General features: G+C 72.8%; 18 protein-coding genes. 9 read left to right on the top strand and 9 right to left on the bottom strand.

Annotated features, from left to right (window positions below; genetic code table 11):
• Positions 1-55 precede the first annotated feature (55 nt).
• Positions 56-754: a helix-turn-helix domain-containing protein gene (locus O7620_RS11090; RefSeq protein ID WP_278122973.1), complete on the top strand. Its 699-nt coding sequence runs from the start codon at positions 56-58 to the stop codon at positions 752-754.
• Positions 755-995: 241 nt separating this feature from the next.
• Here O7620_RS11090 and O7620_RS11085 read toward each other — a convergent pair whose 3' ends face one another.
• Positions 996-1,853: an SDR family oxidoreductase gene (locus O7620_RS11085; protein WP_278122972.1), complete on the bottom strand. Its 858-nt coding sequence runs from the start codon at positions 1,851-1,853 to the stop codon at positions 996-998.
• A gap of 96 nt (positions 1,854-1,949) precedes the next feature.
• Here O7620_RS11085 and O7620_RS11080 point away from each other — a divergent pair, with 96 nt between their 5' ends.
• Entirely contained in the window at positions 1,950-2,336 is a 387-nt protein-coding gene (locus tag O7620_RS11080) for a helix-turn-helix domain-containing protein (RefSeq protein WP_151487897.1), read from the top strand.
• Here O7620_RS11080 and O7620_RS11075 read toward each other — a convergent pair.
• Positions 2,333-3,286, bottom strand: a complete 954-nt coding sequence (locus O7620_RS11075) for a DMT family transporter (RefSeq protein WP_278122971.1) — start codon at positions 3,284-3,286, stop codon at positions 2,333-2,335. The two genes, O7620_RS11080 and O7620_RS11075, sit on opposite strands and share 4 nt — an antisense overlap.
• Between O7620_RS11075 and O7620_RS11070 the strand changes: the two genes are divergently transcribed.
• Complete coding sequence (locus O7620_RS11070) at positions 3,285-4,673, top strand: PLP-dependent aminotransferase family protein (protein WP_278122970.1); 1,389 nt, start codon at positions 3,285-3,287, stop codon at positions 4,671-4,673. The two genes, O7620_RS11075 and O7620_RS11070, sit on opposite strands and share 2 nt — an antisense overlap.
• A gap of 12 nt (positions 4,674-4,685) precedes the next feature.
• On the opposite strand, the gene O7620_RS11065 is transcribed toward O7620_RS11070, so the two are convergent.
• Together O7620_RS11065 and O7620_RS11060 are read right to left on the bottom strand one after the other, a co-directional pair.
• Positions 4,686-5,348, bottom strand: a complete 663-nt coding sequence (locus tag O7620_RS11065; RefSeq protein ID WP_278122969.1) for a DUF6624 domain-containing protein — start codon at positions 5,346-5,348, stop codon at positions 4,686-4,688.
• Positions 5,349-5,405: 57 nt separating this feature from the next.
• Positions 5,406-6,368 (bottom strand): helix-turn-helix transcriptional regulator, encoded by a 963-nt coding sequence (locus tag O7620_RS11060; protein ID WP_278122968.1) that lies wholly within the window; start codon positions 6,366-6,368, stop codon positions 5,406-5,408.
• Between the two features lie 377 nt (positions 6,369-6,745).
• Between O7620_RS11060 and O7620_RS11055 the strand changes: the two genes are divergently transcribed.
• Together O7620_RS11055 and O7620_RS11050 are read left to right on the top strand one after the other, a co-directional pair.
• Entirely contained in the window at positions 6,746-7,408 is a 663-nt protein-coding gene (locus O7620_RS11055; protein ID WP_278122967.1) for a hypothetical protein, read from the top strand.
• Positions 7,409-7,622: 214 nt separating this feature from the next.
• Entirely contained in the window at positions 7,623-9,131 is a 1,509-nt protein-coding gene (locus tag O7620_RS11050) for a phosphoesterase (protein WP_151492425.1), read from the top strand.
• A gap of 110 nt (positions 9,132-9,241) precedes the next feature.
• Here O7620_RS11050 and O7620_RS11045 read toward each other — a convergent pair whose 3' ends face one another.
• Positions 9,242-9,802, bottom strand: coding sequence for a MarR family winged helix-turn-helix transcriptional regulator (locus tag O7620_RS11045; protein ID WP_278122966.1), 561 nt, complete (start codon positions 9,800-9,802; stop codon positions 9,242-9,244).
• Positions 9,803-9,904: 102 nt separating this feature from the next.
• Here O7620_RS11045 and O7620_RS11040 point away from each other — a divergent pair, with 102 nt between their 5' ends.
• From O7620_RS11040 to O7620_RS11030, 3 genes are read left to right on the top strand one after another with little or no spacing between them, the layout of a single operon-like run.
• Entirely contained in the window at positions 9,905-11,497 is a 1,593-nt protein-coding gene (locus tag O7620_RS11040) for an LLM class flavin-dependent oxidoreductase (RefSeq protein ID WP_278122965.1), read from the top strand.
• A gap of 49 nt (positions 11,498-11,546) precedes the next feature.
• On the top strand, positions 11,547-12,143 hold the full coding sequence (locus tag O7620_RS11035) for a helix-turn-helix domain-containing protein (protein ID WP_151492423.1): 597 nt from the start codon (positions 11,547-11,549) through the stop codon (positions 12,141-12,143).
• Complete coding sequence (locus O7620_RS11030) at positions 12,140-13,396, top strand: MFS transporter (protein WP_278122964.1); 1,257 nt, start codon at positions 12,140-12,142, stop codon at positions 13,394-13,396. Before O7620_RS11035 ends, O7620_RS11030 begins: the two co-directional genes overlap by 4 nt.
• Before the next feature lie 19 nt (positions 13,397-13,415).
• Here the strand turns inward: O7620_RS11030 and O7620_RS11025 are convergent, their stop codons facing one another.
• The 4 genes from O7620_RS11025 to O7620_RS11010 form a co-directional block, all read right to left on the bottom strand.
• Positions 13,416-14,111, bottom strand: a complete 696-nt coding sequence (locus tag O7620_RS11025) for an alpha/beta hydrolase (RefSeq protein ID WP_278122963.1) — start codon at positions 14,109-14,111, stop codon at positions 13,416-13,418.
• Positions 14,112-14,150: 39 nt separating this feature from the next.
• Positions 14,151-14,531 (bottom strand): VOC family protein, encoded by a 381-nt coding sequence (locus O7620_RS11020; RefSeq protein WP_278122962.1) that lies wholly within the window; start codon positions 14,529-14,531, stop codon positions 14,151-14,153.
• 23 nt (positions 14,532-14,554) lie between these two features.
• Positions 14,555-15,160 (bottom strand): DUF4291 domain-containing protein, encoded by a 606-nt coding sequence (locus O7620_RS11015; RefSeq protein WP_278122961.1) that lies wholly within the window; start codon positions 15,158-15,160, stop codon positions 14,555-14,557.
• Between the two features lie 77 nt (positions 15,161-15,237).
• On the bottom strand, positions 15,238-15,618 hold the full coding sequence (locus tag O7620_RS11010; RefSeq protein WP_278122960.1) for a hypothetical protein: 381 nt from the start codon (positions 15,616-15,618) through the stop codon (positions 15,238-15,240).
• Between the two features lie 56 nt (positions 15,619-15,674).
• Here O7620_RS11010 and O7620_RS11005 point away from each other — a divergent pair, with 56 nt between their 5' ends.
• Positions 15,675-15,860 carry a hypothetical protein gene (locus tag O7620_RS11005; RefSeq protein ID WP_278122959.1) on the top strand — a complete coding sequence of 62 codons (186 nt, stop codon included), beginning with the start codon at positions 15,675-15,677 and terminating at the stop codon, positions 15,858-15,860.
• Positions 15,861-16,150: the final 290 nt, after the last annotated feature.

Here is a 16,150-nt window from a genome sequence, read left to right as displayed (position 1 = left end):
GGGAACGCGGACGGACCCGTTAACTGCGAACATCGTTCGCAATTTAGAGTGGTCGGTGACCGACGCACCCCGGAGACCCGGCGACCGCGACACCGACCGGCAGCCGATCTGGGCCAGACCCGAACGGGGCAGCCGTGGCCCCGCCCCGACGCACAGCCGCGAGGCCATCGTCGCGGCCGCCATCATCCTGGCCGACGCCGAGGGGATCGCCGCGGTGTCCATGCGCGCCGTCGCCAACGTGCTCGGCACCGGCGCCGGCTCGCTCTACCGGTACCTGTCGTCCCGCGACGACCTCCTGGACCTGATGACGGACCGGGTCGTGGGGGAGCTGCGGCCGTACCCGCGGGCGGAGGTCGACTGGCTGGACACGATGCTGCTGCTGGCCCGCCGGCAGTTGGCACTGTTCCGCGCCCACCCGTGGCTGCTGGACGTGATTCACCGGCCGTCCGGCGTCGGCCCCGAGAGCCTGGCCTGGTTCGACACCTGCATCCGGATCCTGGAACCCGCGGGGTGCGCCGTCACCGCCAAGTTCGAGGCGATCGCCATGATGACCGGTGTGGTGAGCCTCTTCGCCCGCAGCGAGGCGGCCGAGCCGCCCGGCTTCGCCGGCGCGGACCTCGCGGCGTACCCGCATCTGGTCGCGGCGTTCCGCCAACTCCCGGCGGCACCGCCCCGCACGGACCTCTTCGAGCGGGCGCTGCGCAGCCTGCTGACCGGGTTGCTCACCGCATCCCCGGAACCGGAAGCGACCTGAGCCGAGCGCGGTCGGGCGTTCCACCGTCCGGGGCGACCGGGACGCGGTCGACCAGCTCGTCGAGCTGGCGGCCGAGAGGGCCGATGTCGGCGAACTTCGACGGCTCGCCGACAGCGGCAACCGGGACGCGGCCGACATGCTGGCCGACCTCACCGAACCGGACGACGAGGCGGAGTGACCGCGCGACGGGCGGGCGACGAGGGCGTACCCCCGTGGCCCGCCCGGACGAACCGCGGCCGGGTCAGGCCCGCGCGGCCCGGATGGCGTCGCGCAGCGGAGTGCTCGGCCGGCCGATCAGCCGGCTGAGGTCGTCGCTGTCGGTCGCCAGCTCACCGAGGGCGATCGAGTGGTCGAGCGCGGCGACGAACCCGGCGGTGCCGGCGTCGAGCCCGACGTTCTGCAGGGTTGACGCCAGCTCGGTGGCCGACAGGTCGCGGTGGACGACCGTGGTGCCGGTGACCTCGCTGACGGCGTCGGCCAGCTCGTCGAAGGTGAACGCGGTGCCGCCCAGCTCGTAGACGGCGTTGCCGTCCTCCTCGCGGGTCAGCGCCGCCGCCGCGGCGGCCGCGTAGTCGACCCGGGGCGCGGCGGAGACCTTGCTGCCGCCGGTGGCGCCGAGGATCGCGCCGGTCTGCAGGTACTGCGGGAGCTGGTCGGTGTAGTTCTCGGTGTACCAGCCGTTGCGCAGCGCCGTGTACGGCAGGCCCGACGCGGCGAGGACCTCCTCGGTGGCCTTGTGCTCCGGCGCGAGCGGGTTCGTGGTGGTGTCGGCCTTCAGGATGCTGGTGTAGACCAGGCGCTCGACGCCGGCGAGCTTGGCCGCGTCGATGACCGCGGTGTGCTGGGCGACCCGTTGGCCGGGCGTGTCACCGGAGATCAGCAGCAGGCGGCGGACGCCGGCCACGGCGCCGGGCAGCGTCGACGGGTCGTCGTAGTCGGCCCGGCGGACCTCGACCCCGCGTGCGGCCAGGTCGGCGGCCTTCTCCGGGGTGCGGACGATGGCGGCGATCTCGCTGGCGGGCGCGCCGGTGTCGAGCAGCTGCTCGATCACCAGGCGGCCGAGCCGGCCGGTGGCGCCGGTGACGGCATAGGTGGGCATGGAAACCTCCGGTAGGGCGATGATGATCTGCAAGCACTTACGAATCTACAGCACTATTGGTTGGTAAGCGTCGGGTAGGCTGGTGAGGTGAACGACATGCCGGCCCAGGACCCGGCGGGGCCTACCCAGGAACTCGTCAGCGATGTCTTCGCGCGGGGTTGCACCTCCCGCGCCGCCTTCGAGGACGTCACCTCGAAGTGGGCCTCGCTCGCCCTGCTCGCGCTCGGCGAGGGCCGGTACCGGTTCAACGCGCTACGCCGGCGCATCGACGGGGTCAGCGAGCGGATGCTCTCCCAGACCCTGCAGACCCTCGAACGCGACGGCATGCTCACCCGCGAGGTGCTCACCGCGATCCCGCCGCGCGTCGAATACTCGCTGACCCCCCTCGGCACGCGGGTCGCCGAGCAGCTACGCGGCCTCGCCGACCTGCTGGAGGCGGCGGTTCCCGAGTTGCAGACGGCCCGCGAGCGCGAGCGGGACTAGACCCGAGCGGGACTGGGTCGGTCCGCACCCGCCGGGCGCGCCGACCGGCGGGTGCGCTGGATCACCACGACGCATCCCAGCACCACCAGCGCCGCCCCGATCGAGGCGGGGGTGACGCTCTCGCCGAGCAGCAGCGCCGACCACCCGAGGGTGAGCACCGGCTGCGCGAGCTGGACCTGGCCGACCTGTGCGATGCCGCCCCGGCCCAGGCCCGCGTACCAGGCGAAGAAGCCCAGGAACATCGAGACGACGGTCAGGTAGCCGAACGCCGACCACCCGACGGCGTCGGCGTGCGGCCGGTCGGCCACCGCGGCGACGACCGTGATGGGCACCGTCGCGGGCAGCGCGAGCAGCAACGCCCAGCAGATCGTCCGGGCGCCGCCCATCTCGCGGGCGAGCGCGCCACCCTCGGCGTAGCCCAGCCCGCAGAGCACGACCGCCGCGAGCAGGAACGCGTCGGGCCGGGTGAGCGCGCCGCGTACCGCACCACTGGCACCGAGGAAGATGAGCACCGCCAGCAGTCCGCCGGCGCTGGCGACCCAGAACAGCGGTGGCGGACGTTCGCCGGCGCGCAGCACCGCGAACACGGCCGTCATGGCGGGCAGCGCGGCGATGACGACCGCGCCGTGCGCCGCGGTCTGCGTGAGAAGCGCCAGTGAGGTGAACAACGGAAAGCCGACCACGACGCCGAGGGCGACGACCACCAGTCGCCACCACTGCCCCCGGGTGGGCCGCGGCGCGCCGGTGAGCCGGAGGTACGCCCACGCCAGCAGCCCCGCGCCGACGGCCCGACCGAACGCGACGAACCACGGATCGAGCTGCTGCACGGCGAGGCGGGTGGCGGGCAGCGAGAGGCTGAAACCGAGCACGCCCAGCGCGCCGAGGGCGAGGCCGCCGGCCCGATCCGTTGTTATCGTGGCGGCTGCAGTAGCGCTACTCTTGTCCCTCATGGAGAACGATAACGCAGCGCAGCGCGTTATCCAAGATCTACGCCGGCTGGTGGCCGCCGCCGCACCCGGCACCCGGCTGCCCTCGGTCCGGGAGCTGACCGCCCGGCACCAGGCCTCGCCGGTCACCGTCGCCGAGGCCGTCCGCCGGTTGGTGGCCCAGGGGCTGATCGAGGCGCGACCCGGCAGGGGCACCTTCGTGGCCGCCCCGCCGGACGAGCGGCGCGTACCCGACCTGTCCTGGCAGACCGTCGCGCTCGGCCCCCGCCCGGCCGGTGAGGACGAGATGCAGGCGCTACTGGCGCTACCCCGCGCCGGTGCGATCCCGCTCTCCGGTGGTTACCTGGACGCGGATCTCCAGCCGGCCGCCGCGCTCGGCGCCGCCCTCACCCGTGCCGCCCGTCAGCCCGCGACCTGGCAGCGCGGGCCGGTCGAGGGGCGCGAGGACCTGCGCGCCTGGTTCGCCCGCGAGGCCGGGGCCGGCCTGCGGGCCGAGGACATGGTGATCTGCCCCGGCGGGCAGGCCGCGCTGTCGTCGGCGCTGCGGGCGCTCGCCGCCCCCGGCGACGCCCTGCTCGTCGAGTCGCCGACCTACCTGGGCGCGCTGGCCGTGGCCCGGGCGGCCGGACTCCGGGTGGTGCCGGTGCCGGCGGAGGCCGACGGGGTACGCCCCGACCAGCTCGTCGCGGCGTTCGCCCGCACCGGGGCGCGGCTCTTCTACTGCCAGCCACTGCACGCCAACCCGCACGGCGCGACCCTGGCGGGCGACCGTCGGGCGCAGGTCGCCGACGCGGTCCGCGACGCCGGGGCGTTCCTGATCGAGGACGACTACGCGCGCGACCTCACCATCGACGGTCCGGCCCCACCGCCGCTGGCCGCCGACGACCCCGACGGGCACGTCATCTACCTGCGCTCGTTGACCAAGTCGACCGCGCCCGGGCTGCGCGTCGCCGCGATCGGCGCCCGCGGCCCGGCCGGTGCCCGCCTGCGGGCGGCCCGCCTGCTCGACGACTTCTTCGTGGCCGGTCCACTGCAACAGGCGGCGCTGGAGTTCCTCACCTCCCCGGCGTGGCCGCGGCACCGCCGGGCCCTGAGCACGGCGCTCCGGGCCCGCCGCGAGGCGTTGCTGGCCGCGCTGCGTCGACACCTTCCCCACGTGTACCCGCGGTCGATCCCGCGCGGGGGCCTGCATCTCTGGGTCGGCCTGCCCGACGGCGCCGACGACGCGGCGGTGGCCGCAGCGGCTGCCGCCGAGGGCGTCATCGTCTTTCCGGGCCGCCCCTGGTACGCCGCCGAACCCCCGGCCGCGCACCTGCGCCTCACCTACGCGGCCGCCGCACCCGACCTCATGGACGAGGCGGTCCGCCGCCTCGCCCGCGCCCTGCGCTGAGCCGGCACGGGTCTAGTTGGTGTCCTGGGCGCAGATCGTGGTCATCTCGGCCAGGTAGCTCGCCAGCGTCGGCAGGCCGGCGTCGGCCCGGCGCCGCTCGACACCCGCCTCGTCCCGGATCGGGGTCGCCGGCACGGGGCCGTCGGGTCCACAGCGGATCTGTGTGCCGTACACCTGGGGCTCGCCCCTGCCGGCCGCGACCCGGTCCTCCAGGTACGCCAGGTTGCCCGGCGACGCCTGGCGGGCGGCGACGGCCGCGCGCAGCAGGCCCAGCGCCTCCTGTTGGAAGGCGGGATCCAGGTCGGAGTGCTGGGCGATGGCCCAGGCGGCGTTGCCGCCGTCCGCGCCGACGAGAGCGAAGGTCGGCCAGCCGTGTGTGCGCAGGATGTCCTTGAGGCGGGCGGTGCGGTCCTGGTCGGATTCGGTCTGCGGGGTGCCCTCGCGGTCGGCCTGGTCGCGCTCCAGCATCGCGATCAACTCGTCGTGCAGCGCCTTGTCGAAGGCGACGGGAGAGGCCGGCACGGCGGACGGGGTCGTCGGCGGGGTCGTCGGCGAGGAGGTCGCGGGGGATGCCGAGGGCGTGCTGCCCGTCGCCCCGGACCCGGGTGAGGTGTCGCACGCGGCGAGGATCATCAGGCTCACCAGCGGCAGCGCGACCCGCGGCGGGAGCTTCACGACGCCGATTCTCGCCGGTGCGGGGTCGCCTCACAAGGCGTGCGTCCGGGCGTGACCTCAGGCATGGAGCGTCTCGCGGGGCGGCACGCCGTAACTGGCGTGGTAGCGGGCGGTGAACCTGCTGTGGCTGGCGAACCCCCATCGACTGGCGATCGCCGACACCGTCTCCTGTCGAGGGTCGGCGCGTACCAGGTCGTGGTGGGCCCGGTCGAGCCGGATCCTGCGTAGGTACGCCATCGGGGTGGTGCCGAGATGGCGACGGAAGGCGAGCTGCACCGCCCGCAGGGAGACGGCGGCGGCACCGGCGATGTCGGCCGCGCTGATGTCCCGGTCGGCGTTCTCCTCCAGGAAGGCGATGGCGCGGCGCAGGGTGGCGGTGCTGGCGTCGTGCCGGTCCTCGGCGGTCTCGTCGGTGAACGCCGTGTTGGGAAAGATCGCGAGTGCCGCCGCGGCGAGCATCCGCGCGGCGTTGCCGACCACCAGGGGCTGGACACTGGCGCTCGGGTTGCCCAGCACCACGTCGCTGACGTAGCTGGTGGTCTTTCGCCACTGTCGCGCGAGGAGCGCGTTGGCGGGACCGAGGTCGGTGAACCGGATCCGGCCGGGCCGCCGGGCCGGTGCGGCGGTCGCCACCTGCGTCAGCACCCCGAGGTCCAGGACGCACAGTTCCACCTGGCCGGGCTCCCAGTGGAGGTTGAACGGCCGGCCCGGCCGGGTGGCGAGGAAGACGTCGCCGGGGCCGAACCGGTGGGCCGACCCTTCGCAGGTGCGGTCGATCAGGGCGGTGCGGGCGCGACAGACGGCCAACCCGCCGAGGTCTTCCACCTCGATGTCGAGGTGTGCGGTCTGACTGGCGGTGGCGAGGGCGAACGGGCCGGTGTCGACGCGCTGGTGGACGAGGTGGTATCCGGTCTCTCCGGCACGGATCCGCAGATCCGTGTCGTACGTGCTGGCCAGGAAACGGTGGATGGCCGCCGGATCGCGGCTGTCGAACCGTTGGGTCTGCACTGGTGACGTCATCCGCTGTCTCCGTCCGGTGAGGGTTCCGCCGGGTGGTTGGATCGGCCGGCGGCGTTGTCGGGACGTGTCGGGGCGCGCGGCGGCGGTAGCGGTCGAGCGTCGTCGGGCTGGATGAGCTGGGCTGGACGGTAAAGAATCCCAACTATCCAAATATCTATTGATGGGAATTTCACCATACGACAGCCGTCGGCCTGTCGCTCGAATTTGGAGAATCGGTGAGTCGGCTTCGCTTTTCGGCTACCGCGCGAGGCGATCCTGCGCCTGCTGTCCTAGTCGACCCGCCCCGGCGCAGCGAAATCTTGTTCACGATCTCCCGGACGTCATACGTCGCCCGGGACGCTGCCGGGGGGAAGCCGGCCAACTGGCGGGGGTAAACGTTGGACAGTACCGATCCGGACCGCGTCGTACGGCTGGCGGTGGCCGAGGCGTTGGCGCGGGTGGCGGACGAGGACAGCCTGGGACTGGGCGAGGGAGAGGCGCTGGAGAGCCTGGGAGCGGCCCTGCGCGCGGTGCTCCGCCGCGCGCTCGACGACCGGGTGCCACTGACCACGCCCGACTTCGTGGACCTGTGCCGCGACCTGCGGCTGAACCGTGACTCGTTCGACCTGCTGGGGCACTACCTGCTCACGGCGCTGCTGGCCCACCACGTGGGGCCGGACGCGCTGATCCGCGTCGGGGTGCTGCTCGGCACCGTCCGGCGCTATCTGCCCGCCCCACGGTCGGCGACGCATCGCAACACGGGCCCCGAGCCCCGGCGGCGGGACGTGCGGGCGGACAACAGCGTCGTGGGCCGGTACCGGCGCACGACGCTGCCCGAACACCTGCCCAGCCCGCCAAGCTGGACGTGCACCGGATGTGGGCGGGAGTGGCCCTGCGCGACCAAGCAGAGTCAACTGCTCGCCGAGTTCGGGGGCGCGCGGGCCTCCCTCGCCGTCTATCTCGGCTCCTGCCTCGTCGCCGCCGCCCAGGATCTGCCGACGCTGCCCCTGCCCCGGGCGCGGCTCCGATTCCTGGGCTGGCTGCCGCGCGCCCGGATCTGACCACGACGCGCCGCAGTCGGTACCAGGCAAAAAGGAAATCGATGTGATGACCCGTCGGCCGCCCGTACGGCCCAGGGCGTCCGGCAGGTGCCCTGACCCGGGGCCGGAGCAGGGTGTTCATCGTGGCCCCGCGTCGCGTACAACGGCTGTTCATCGGCCTCTTCAAGGCTTCTTGATCGAAAGAGCATCCGCTTGATCGAGGAGAGGCTCTCACGTGAGAGACAAGCAGTCCGAAGAGACCGAGCACGCGCAGCTGTCCCGGCGCAAGCTGGTCAAGTACGCGGGCGTCGGCGCGACGCTGGCCGCCGCCAGCCCGCTGGTGGGCGCCGGTGCGGCGTGGGCCGACGAGGAGCGCCGGCCGGCCGACGAGGCGAACGACCGGGGCGGCTCCCGCAACCGGACGTGGCGTGCCGGCGACCACCACGTCCACTCCGAGTACAGCGGCGAGTTCGACACCACGAAGAGCCCGATCGTCTTCCACAAGGGCGCGGACGCGGTCTACCCGATCGTCACGAACGCCATCATGGCCAAGAACTTCGGCCTGACCTGGGCCATGTGCACCGACCACGGTGGACCGACCCACTCGAAGGTGAACATCGAGCAGGCGTACCCGGACCTGCTGCGCTCGCGCAAGCTGGTCCCCGAGGTGCTCCAGTTCTGGGGCATGGAGTTCGACGCGCCCTCGCTGGACCACCACACGCTGATGATCCCGCGCCACGACGACGAGGCGAAGCAGCTCTTCGAGCTGGAGAGCCGGTTCGCCAAGTACGACGCGTTCCCCACCGACCCGGCCCGTGACACCGAGGCCAAGATGGTGGAGTTCCTCAAGGTCGCGCGGGGGATGCCGCACAAGCCGCTGGTCATCGCCCACCACGCGTCCCGCTCGGCGCCCGGTCTCGGCGTATACGGCCAGGACACCCCGCGCGAGTTCCGCAACGGCAACAACGCCGCCCCGGACGTCTACATCGGCTTCGAGGGCGCGCCCGGGCACCAGGCCGGTCCGCTCAACGGCGGCAAGCGCGGCGGGTACGGCAACCACCCCACCTACGGTGGCTTCGACCAGATGACGGCCCGGGTCGGTGGGCTCTGGGACTCGCTGCTCGGTGAGGGCCGGCGCTGGTGGATCACCGCGACCTCGGACTCGCACGTGCACTGGACGCGCGGTGGCTCGGACTTCTGGCCGGGCGAGTACAGCAAGACCTACGTGCACGCCCGCCAGGACTACGGCGACATCATGGACGGCCTGCGCAACGGCCGGATCTGGGTGACCACCGGTGACCTGATCCGCAGCCTCGACGTGACCGCCAGGTCGCAGGGGCGGACGGCCGAGGTGGGCGAGACCATCACGGTCAGCCGCCGCAGCCGCACCGATGTCGAGATCGAGATCCGGTTCCGTCCGCTGGACGGCGTGAACGCCAACGGGGACCGCCCCGAGGTCCGCCGGGTCGACCTGATCGTCGGTCAGATCACCGGGCCGAGCGCCAACCTGGACGCCGACACCAACCCCACCACGAAGGTGGTGGCCCGGTTCGGTCCGCGCGACTGGCGTCGGCAGGGCGCGGACTACGTCATCCGGCACACCCTGCGCGACGTCGAGGCCGACACGTACGCGCGGGTGCGCGGCACCAGCACGGACGAGGCCGAGCCGCTCGCCGACGGGCTGGAGAGCCCGTGGGACGACCTGTGGTTCTACTCGAACCCGGTGTTCGTGCACGTTCGCTGACCCGGCACACCAGGGGGCCCGTCAGCGCCACCCGCCGTACGACGGTCGGGTGGCGCCGGCAGGCCCCGCCGTCTCCGTCCCGACCGCCGGCCGCCCTCGGACGCTGAGGTTCAGGTGGTGCCGCGGCGGCGTCCGGCCCTGCGCTCACCGGCCCCGGTCGCGGCCGGCTCGGGCTGCACCTGCTCCACCACCTGGCAGAGGTCGCGTAGCGGGTCGATCGCCTGGGTCGAACAGGCGACCCGTTGCAGCAGGGCCCGCAGCGTCGCCGACTCGGCTGGGGTGAGCGCCCCCAGCAGGTGCGACTCGACCTGCCGCAGCGCCCGCTGCCGCTGCTCCCAGGCCGCCCGCCCGGCGTCGGTGACGTCGACCAGCCGGCTGCGCCGGTCGGCCGGGTCCGCGCGACGGGCGACGAACCCGGGACGCTCCAGGTCGTCGATCAGGTAGGTGAGCACCGTACGGTCGATGCCGAGTTCCTCGGCGATCGCACCCTGGTTGCGGGCCGGTCCGTTGACCGCGGCGGTGAGCACCTGGTAGCCGCGCGGGCCGCTGGGAAAGTCGGCCAGGGCGTGCTCGGCCGCCCGGACGTAGCCCCGGAAGACGATCCCGAGCATCCAGCCCAGGTCGTCGTCGAGCGGATCGGGCCGGTCCCGCCGGTCAGTGGTACCCGTCATACCCCGACAATACCGCAGTTCGGCATACCTTGTTGGAAGCAGATGTTCTGTATGACATAAGGTTGAGGTTATGACGCGTTACCCGGAACGGGAGGCTCGCAGATGAGCGACTACGGCCACGACCTGCTCTTCGGCTCGTTCACCACACCCGGCACGGATGATCCGGACCGCACCGTCGGCCTCGCCATCCTGGCCGAGCAGGCCGGCCTGGACCTGGTGACCTTCCAGGATCACCCGTACCAGCCGCGGTTCCTGGACACCTGGACGCTGCTGAGCTTCGTCGCGGCGCGAACCAGTCGGGTGCACGTGTCCGCGAACGTCACGAACCTGCCGCTGCGCCCGCCGGCGGTGCTCGCCCGCAGCATCGCCAGCCTCGACCTGCTCACCGGCGGTCGGGTCGCGTTGGGTCTCGGCGCGGGGGCGTTCTGGGACGCCATCGAGGCGATGGGCGGTCGACGGCTGACCCCGGGTGAGGGTGTACGGGCGCTGGAGGAGGCCATTGAGGTCATCCGGCAGATGTGGGACGCCGAGGCGCGCGGTGGCGTTCGTGTCGACGGCGAGTTCCACCGGGTCGTCGGCGCCAAGCGCGGTCCCGCCCCCGCCCACGCGGTGCCGATCTGGCTGGGCGCGTACAAGCCGCGCATGCTCCAGCTCACCGGACGTCGGGCCGACGGCTGGCTGCCCTCGCTGGGCTACCTCCAGCCGGGTGACCTGGCCAAGGGCAACGCGATCATCGACGAGGCAGCGCGGGAGGCGGGTCGCTCGCCCCGGGACGTCCGCCGGCTGCTCAACATCTCCGGCACGTTCTCGACCGTCGGCCGCGGCCCGCTCGACGGGCCGGCCGAGCAGTGGGTGCGGGAGCTGACCGAGCTGGCGCTGGGCGACGGCGTCGGCACGTTCGTCCTCGCCAGCGACGACCCCGACGCCCTGCGCCGGTTCGCCGGCGAGGTGGCCCCCGCCGTGCGCGAACTGGTGGCGGCCGAACGCGATCGTGGCGGCGCTTTGGCGCGTACCCCCGCCGAACCTGTCGCGGCGACGCAGCCGGCGGCGGTCGTCGCGCCTCCCGCGCGGCCGGCCCGCGCGAGGGTGACCGCGGGGGCCTTCGCGGTGGTGCCGACGCCCGACGACGGCCGGCGGCTCAGCGACCGCCAGGTCTGGGACGAGTCGGCCCGCCCGACCGGGCCGGCGCCCGATCCGACGCGCACCTACACCGCGCACGAGCAGGCCAACGGTCAGCACCTGGTACAGGTGCACGACGGCCTGCGCGGCGAGTTGGCCCAGATCCACGACCTCATCGAGCAGGTCGCCGCCGGTGAGATCGACGCCTGTGCCGCCCGCTCCCACATCAACACGATGACCATGCGGCAGAACCGGTGGACGCTCGGTGCCTACTGCGAGTCGTACTGCCGCATCGTCACCACCCACCACACGATCGAGGACCAGGCGCTCTTTCCGCGGCTGCGGCAGGCCGACCCGCGGTTGCGTCCGGTCATCGACCGGCTGGAGCAGGAGCACCACGTCATCCACGATGTGCTGGAGGGGGTCGATCAGGCACTGGTCGCGTACGTCGGAGCGCCGGACGGTCTGGCCGCGCTGCGCGCCGCGGTGAACCTGCTGACCGACACCCTGCTGTCGCACCTGAGCTACGAGGAGCGCGAGCTGGTCGAGCCGCTGGCTCGACTGGGGGTGAGCTGACGACGGTGCCGGGGTTGCCCCGACTGATCTGAGAGACTACTTTCGAAACATGTCTCTCAAGAATCCGTACGGGGATTTCGAGATCACCGAGCCGCAGGCCCTGCGCGCACTGGCCCATCCGGTCCGGCTGGCCATCCTCGACCGGCTCCAGCGGCACGGCCCGGCCACCGCCACCGGGCTCTCGCCGCACGTCGGCGCCACACCGTCGGTGGTCAGCTGGCACCTGCGGCACCTCGCCACGTTCGGCCTGGTCCTCGACGCCCAGGGCACCGCCAACAAGCGGGAACGCTGGTGGCGGGCGGCCTCCCGCGGTTTCCGCTTCACGCCGCCCGACGACGCCGAGGGGCAGGCCGCCGGCCGGCAGCTGCGCGGCGAGATGTTCGCCCGGTACGCCGAGACACCACAACAGTGGATGCTGCACGACGAACCCCGGCTGAACGACGAGTGGCGCGGGCTGGCCGGACTGGCCGACACGCAGTTCCTTGCCACCCCCGACGAGCTGCGGCACCTGGAGACCGCGATCGAGGAGCTGCTCGCCCCGTACGTGCTACGCAAGGACGACGACACGCCACCGGCCGGTGCCCAACTCGTGCGGATGCTGCGCTACCTGCTGCCCGATCCCGGCGACGACCGGCCCGCGTCATGACCACCGTCGACACCGCGCCACCACCGGCCCTGCACCGCGACCGGCGGTTCCGCACCTTCTGGACCGGCGAGACGATCTCCCAGTTCGGTGACCGGATCAGCGAACTGGCCCTGCCGCTGATCGCCGTCACCCTGCTCGCCGCGACACCCGCGCAGGTCAGCGTCCTCACCGCGCTGATCTGGCTGCCCAACCTGCTGGGCCTGTTCCTCGGCGCGTGGGTGGACCAGCGCACCCACAAGCGCCGACTCCTGATCATCGCGGACCTGATCCGCGCGGGGGTGCTGCTCAGCCTGCCGGTGGCCTACCTGTTCGGTGCGGTCACCCTCACCCAGCTCTACCTGGTGGCGCTGCTCACCGGCATCGGAGCGGTGCTGTTCGCCATGGCGCACCAGGCGTTCTTCGTCGCCCTGGTGCCGCGATCGTCGTACGTGGACGCGAACAGCAAGCTGAGCATGAGCCGGTCACTGTCCTTCATCGCCGGCCCGGCGGTCGGCGGTGGGCTGGTCCAGGCGCTCAGCGCGCCGGTCGCGATCGTCGCCGACGCGGTCTCCTTCCTCGGCTCCGCACTGCTGCTCGGTCGCATCCCGGTCACCGAGCCGCCTCCACCGCCGAGCCAGCCGTCCACACTCCGCCTGGTCCGCGAAGGGCTCGTGCTGGTGCTGCGCCACCCGGTGCTGCGCGCCGCGCTCGGCTGCACCAGCACGGTCAACTTCTTCACCTTCATCACCGCCGCGCTGCTCGTGCTGTACGCCAGCAACGACCTGCACCTGTCGCCCGGCGCCATCGGCGTCGCCTTCGGTGTCGGCGCGCTCGGCGGGCTGGCCGGCGCCGCGCTCGCCCCACGGATCTCGCGCGCCATCGGGCTCGGCCGCACCGCGATGATCGGTGTGGTGCTGTTTCCCGCGCCGCTGGCGCTGACCGCCCTGATCACCGGCCCCACCTGGGCGAAGGTGGCCATGCTGGCGGCCATCGAGCTGGTCTCCAGCATCGGGGTGATGCTGATGGACGTCAACCTCAACGCCCTGATCGCCGCCGTCACGCCCGACGACGCGCGAGGCCGTCGGGCCGGTGCGTACAGCGCCGTCAACTACGGCATCCGGCCGCTGGGCGCGCTGCTCGGCGGCGCGCTGGGCACCACCATCGGGCTGCGACCGACCCTGGCCGTCGCCGGGCTGGGCGGCACCGTCGCCGTGCTCTGGCTGCTCGCGTCACCGGTACGCCACATCAGGACCCTCGACGACCCGGCGACCTGACCACACCGGCCGCCGCTGGTCAGCTGGCCTGCGCCACCAGCAGCTCGGCCAGCTCGGTGGGCTGGGAGAACATCGGCCAGTGGCCGGTGGCCATGGTGACCAGCCGCCAGTGCTCGCTGGTCAACAGCTCGGCCACGGTGTCGTTGGGCTCCGGGCCGTCGAGCAGGCACTTGATATACGTCGCCGGCAACCCGCCCAGCGGACGATCGAGCACCGCCGGCTCGGTCAGCGTCGCTCCCGGGTGCGGGGTGGCACCCTCAAGGAATCGGGCGACCTGCCCGTCGGTGAGCCCCTGGCCGTCGAAATCGGCCGGGCCCGCCGGCGGCCAGTAGCCGCCGTTGTCGGCGAGCAGCGCCTCGAACACCTCCCGGCCCTGCCACCAGCCGGACGCGAACGACCCGCCGTCGACCGGCACCTCCGAGTCGACGAAGACCACCCGGGCCAGCCGGTCGCCGATCCGCTCGGCGGCCTGACCCACCGGAATGCCCGAGTAGCTGTGCCCGACCAGCACCACATCGCGCAGGCCCCGTCGCTCGATCTCACCGACGATGTCCTGCACGTGGGTCTGCTGCCCAGCGGGCGCGTCCCGCCTCTCGGCCAGGCCGGAAAGGGTCAGCGGATGGGCACCGTGGCCCGCCGCGCGCAGCGACGGCACCACCTCGTCCCATGCCCACGACCCCAACCACGCCCCCGCCACCAACACGAATTCGGCCATGCCGCGACCCTAGCGTCGACCGGTGACAACCCCGGCGTCTCACGGCCAGGTGCGGGCCTGCGCCGCGAAGACCTCCGGTGGGCTCTCCACCGGCAGCACGCACAGCAGGTGGCCACCGGGTGCCCGCAGGATCCGGCACTCCAGCCACCGCGTCACCTCGGTGGCGCCCAGGCCGATCAGCCGCGTGGTCTCGGCCGCCACGTCGTCGGTCTCGATGTCGAGGTGATAGCGCGCGGCGTCGTCGACCGCCTGGACCGCCGTGACCAGCCCCGGCAGCGCCTCGTGCAGGCCGACGAACTGCGGTTCGCTGGGATGGGTGCGGGTGGGCACGCCCAGGGCCGCCGACCAGAACTCCGCCGAGCGGGCGGCCTCCGCCTCGGGAGCGTCGATCAGCAACGCGTACACGCGGCTTCGATGCATGCGGGACAGGGTACCGACGACGCCTACCCGTCGCTCGTCACGTCGAGGCGGGCAGCGACCTGCGCCGGCAGGGGATAGGGATGCTCGACCGGCAGCAGGTCCCGGGCCGCCCGCTCCTCACTGGCGCGCAGAAGATCGCGGACGCGGTGCACGGTCGGGGTGATGTCGGTGACGGCGACGACCCAGTCGTCGACGTAGCGCGCGACAGCCTCGCCGGACAACCCGACCTGCAACGACCGGTACGGCAGGGCACGCAGGTGCAGTGTCCGTTCCGGATCCCACTGCACCCGCACCGGGCTGCTCCTCAGCTGCCGCGACCAGGTCGCCCGGTCGCCGTGCACCTCCCGGTCGTAGTGACTCAGGCAGGCTCGCGCCAGCGCCCACTCGAAGCCCTCCCGCGTGATGTCGATGGACAGCACGCGTTCCTGGCCGGGCTTCGTGGCCCAGCCACAGCGGTACAACATCCACCGGAAGGACGGCTTGATCCAGGTCATCCGGTCCCGCTTGAAGGGCGCCACGAATCGGCCGGCGGCGACCGCCGGCAGCGCGACCTCCGGGGGGTACGCCTGGTACACGGTGATCGTGTCGGCCGAGTGGCGCGCACGGATCTGACGGACGGGTACGGACACACCCCGATGGTCACCGATCGGGCCCGACCGCTCCACCGAGATTCGGCACCCCTGGGGTGCGCGCCCGGACCGTACGCTCAGGAATGGTCCACCGGAGGTGGGCCAGCTTCCACCGGCATCCGGTAGATCCGGATCGGATAGTCGACCGCCGACCGCCCGCCGTTGAGCCCCGCGGTGAGGTGCAGTTGTGCCGCCGGCATCCAGAGCTGTGCGTCGGCGTCGAGCCACATCGTGTCCACCCACGCCAGGCGAGGGTCGGCGACGACCGTCCGCACACTGCGGTCCGGTGCCACGGCGAGGACTCGTCGGCGTTCCACATCGCTGAGATAGACGGTGCCGGTGGCGTCGATCGCCGTGCCGCCGGTGCTGGGCGTCTCGCACCACGGCTGCACCTGGCGGGCCAGTTCGTCGGCGGGCACCGTCGGGTCGTCCAACCAGCGCGTGCCGATCCGGGACATGCCGCCGGACGCCGGTTGGTAGTACAGCCACCGCCCGTCGGGTACGCGGTGTCGCCGTGAAACCGGACGTCGTCGACGTAGCTGCTCGGACGTACCGCCGCATCGAGGCGGTATACGCGGTCCACCCGGTCGTCGTCCACGTCGACCACGATCAGCCGCGCGCCGCCGGCAACCTGCTGGCCGCCGATCTGCGGCGCCCCCGAGTCGATGATCCACAGTCGGCCGTCCGGGCCGGCCCGTAGCCCGTTGACGTGCACGAACGCCGCGTCCGGCGACTGGTCCGCCCGATTCCACGTCGCGTCCGGGTACGGGATCCGGCCACCGTCGGGCAGGGCCTCCACCACCTGCACACCCGGCCCCTCCGCCGACGGGTAGCTCAGGAAGACGCGCCCCCGCAGCGTGGTCACACCCGTGCACACCCGGTCCTCGGTGAGCACCGGCGTCCACCGAGGATCCTCCTCGGTGGGATGCATGGACACGGGCCCGCTCCTCACGTCGCCGACGCCGGCGCCGGTCGGCCCGGCCGCCGCCC

The sequence above is a fragment of the Micromonospora sp. WMMD710 genome, assembly GCF_029626045.1.
Taxonomy (GTDB): Bacteria; Actinomycetota; Actinomycetes; order Mycobacteriales; family Micromonosporaceae; genus Micromonospora.
This window is presented reverse-complemented; position numbering and strand designations above follow the sequence as displayed.

What these genes read in the sequence shown, in the direction of transcription:
- O7620_RS11060 (WP_278122968.1), bottom strand. Translation starts at nt 6,368, where the DNA reads ATGACGTCACCAGTGCAGACCCAACGGTTCGACAGCCGCGATCCGGCG.
- O7620_RS11040 (WP_278122965.1), top strand. Translation starts at nt 9,905, where the DNA reads ATGAGCGACTACGGCCACGACCTGCTCTTCGGCTCGTTCACCACACCC.
- O7620_RS11045 (WP_278122966.1), bottom strand. Translation starts at nt 9,802, where the DNA reads ATGACGGGTACCACTGACCGGCGGGACCGGCCCGATCCGCTCGACGAC.
- O7620_RS11035 (WP_151492423.1), top strand. Translation starts at nt 11,547, where the DNA reads ATGTCTCTCAAGAATCCGTACGGGGATTTCGAGATCACCGAGCCGCAG.
- O7620_RS11070 (WP_278122970.1), top strand. Translation starts at nt 3,285, where the DNA reads ATGGAGAACGATAACGCAGCGCAGCGCGTTATCCAAGATCTACGCCGG.
- O7620_RS11085 (WP_278122972.1), bottom strand. Translation starts at nt 1,853, where the DNA reads ATGCCCACCTATGCCGTCACCGGCGCCACCGGCCGGCTCGGCCGCCTG.
- O7620_RS11080 (WP_151487897.1), top strand. Translation starts at nt 1,950, where the DNA reads ATGCCGGCCCAGGACCCGGCGGGGCCTACCCAGGAACTCGTCAGCGAT.
- O7620_RS11010 (WP_278122960.1), bottom strand. Translation starts at nt 15,618, where the DNA reads ATGTCCCGGATCGGCACGCGCTGGTTGGACGACCCGACGGTGCCCGCC.
- O7620_RS11020 (WP_278122962.1), bottom strand. Translation starts at nt 14,531, where the DNA reads ATGCATCGAAGCCGCGTGTACGCGTTGCTGATCGACGCTCCCGAGGCG.
- O7620_RS11030 (WP_278122964.1), top strand. Translation starts at nt 12,140, where the DNA reads ATGACCACCGTCGACACCGCGCCACCACCGGCCCTGCACCGCGACCGG.
- O7620_RS11075 (WP_278122971.1), bottom strand. Translation starts at nt 3,286, where the DNA reads ATGAGGGACAAGAGTAGCGCTACTGCAGCCGCCACGATAACAACGGAT.
- O7620_RS11025 (WP_278122963.1), bottom strand. Translation starts at nt 14,111, where the DNA reads ATGGCCGAATTCGTGTTGGTGGCGGGGGCGTGGTTGGGGTCGTGGGCA.